3 pseudogenes are annotated in these 1705 nt (G+C 75.0%); 2 read left to right on the forward strand and 1 reads right to left on the reverse strand.

The window, feature by feature from the left end:
• Nucleotides 1-189: 189 nt before the first annotated feature.
• A pseudogene (locus EAO71_RS39435) lies at nucleotides 190-378 on the forward strand (SGNH/GDSL hydrolase family protein); the annotation flags it as partial.
• 25 nt (nucleotides 379-403) lie between these two features.
• On the opposite strand, the pseudogene EAO71_RS34850 reads toward EAO71_RS39435, so the two are convergent.
• Nucleotides 404-1474: pseudogene (locus EAO71_RS34850) on the reverse strand (diflavin oxidoreductase); the annotation flags it as partial.
• 41 nt (nucleotides 1475-1515) lie between these two features.
• Here EAO71_RS34850 and EAO71_RS34855 point away from each other — a divergent pair.
• Nucleotides 1516-1705: pseudogene (locus tag EAO71_RS34855) on the forward strand (diflavin oxidoreductase); the annotation flags it as partial.

Below are 1705 nucleotides of genomic sequence, written 5' to 3' on the forward strand. Positions count from 1 at the left end.
GTCCGGCGCCCACCTCTACGTCTGCGGCGACGCCGCGCGGATGGCGAAGGACGTCGACCGGGCGCTGCGGGACATCGCCGTCGCGCACGGCGGCCACGACCAGGAGTCGGCGGCGGCGTACGTCAAACAGCTCGCCGCCGAGAAGCGGTACGTCCGGGACGTCTACTGAGCCTCCCGAGGGGCCGCGCGCCCGAGTTCCCCGCCCCGACCGGCCCGCGCGCGGCGCTGGCCGACGTCCGCTGGGCGGCCGGATTCCTGGGGCCCTGGCTGGGCCGCCGGCTGCGCGGCCGCTCCTCCGGCGACGGGCGCACGGCGAAGCGCCCGCGGCTGTCCCCGGTGACACCCGTGGCCGCCGCGGACGCCGGCGCCCCTGCCTGAGCGGGCGCGCGGCCCCTCGGGAGGCTCAGTAGACGTCCCGGACGTACCGCTTCTCGGCGGCGAGCTGTTTGACGTACGCCGCCGCCGACTCCTGGTCGTGGCCGCCGTGCGCGACGGCGATGTCCCGCAGCGCCCGGTCGACGTCCTTCGCCATCCGCGCGGCGTCGCCGCAGACGTAGAGGTGGGCGCCGGACCGGAGCCGGGACCACAGCTGCGGGCCGTGCTCCCGCATCCGGTCCTGGACGTAGATCTTGGCGCGCTGGTCCCGGGAGAAGGCGGTGTCCAGGCGGTCCAGGGTGCCGTCGGCGAGGAAGGCGGTGAGCTCCTCCTCGTAGAGGAAGTCGGTCGCGCGGTGCTGCTCTCCGAAGAAGAGCCAGTTCGGCGCCCGGTGGCCGAGGGCGCGGCGCTCCTCGAGGAAGCCGAGGAAGGGGGCCACGCCCGTGCCCGGCCCGATCATCACCATCGGGGTGCCGGGGTCGGCCGGGGGACGGAAGTGCGCGGCCCGGCGCACGGAGACCGGGACCACGGCGTCCTGCTCGGCGTCGGCCAGGAAGGGGGAGCAGACGCCCTTGCGGGACCTGCCGCGCAGGTTCTCGTAGCGGACCACGGAGACCGTCAGGGAGACCCGGTGCGGGTCCGTGAGGGGGCTGGAGGATATCGAGTACAGACGCGGCTGGAGGCGGCCGAGCACGTCGGCCCACTCCTGCGCGCCGGCCCGTACGGGATGCTCGGCGATCACGTCCACGGCCTGCCGGCCCCAGGACCACTGGGCGAGGCCGTCCTTGTTGTCGGGGCGCAGCAGGCGCTTGAGGTCGCGGTCCTCGGTCCGTTCGGTGACGAACCCGAGCAGGGCGGGGGTGAGGCGGGTGATGTCGAGGTGGCGGTGCAGGGCCTCGCCGAGCGGGACGGGGTCCAGCCCGGGGAGTTCGACCGTGGCTCCGGCGTCGAGTCCGGTGACGGCCAGCCACTCGGCGACGAGCTCGGGGCAGTTGACCGGCTGGACGCCGAGGGCGTCCCCCGCCTCGTAGCCGAGGGGTGTGCCGCTCTCGCTCGTGTCGAAGGTGAACCGGCGGACCTCCTTGCCGGCGCCGGGCCGCGCACTTCCGTCCCCCGGCCGACCCCGGCACCCCGATGGTGATGATCGGGCCGGGCACGGGCGTGGCCCCCTTCCTCGGCTTCCTCGAGGAGCGCCGCGCCCTCGGCCACCGGGCGCCGAACTGGCTCTTCTTCGGAGAGCAGCACCGCGCGACCGACTTCCTCTACGAGGAGGAGCTCACCGCCTTCCTCGCCGACGGCACCCTGGACCGCCTGGACACCGCCTTCTCCC

The sequence above is a fragment of the Streptomyces sp. MS191 genome, assembly GCF_008042125.1.
GTDB lineage: Bacteria > Actinomycetota > Actinomycetes > Streptomycetales > Streptomycetaceae > Streptomyces.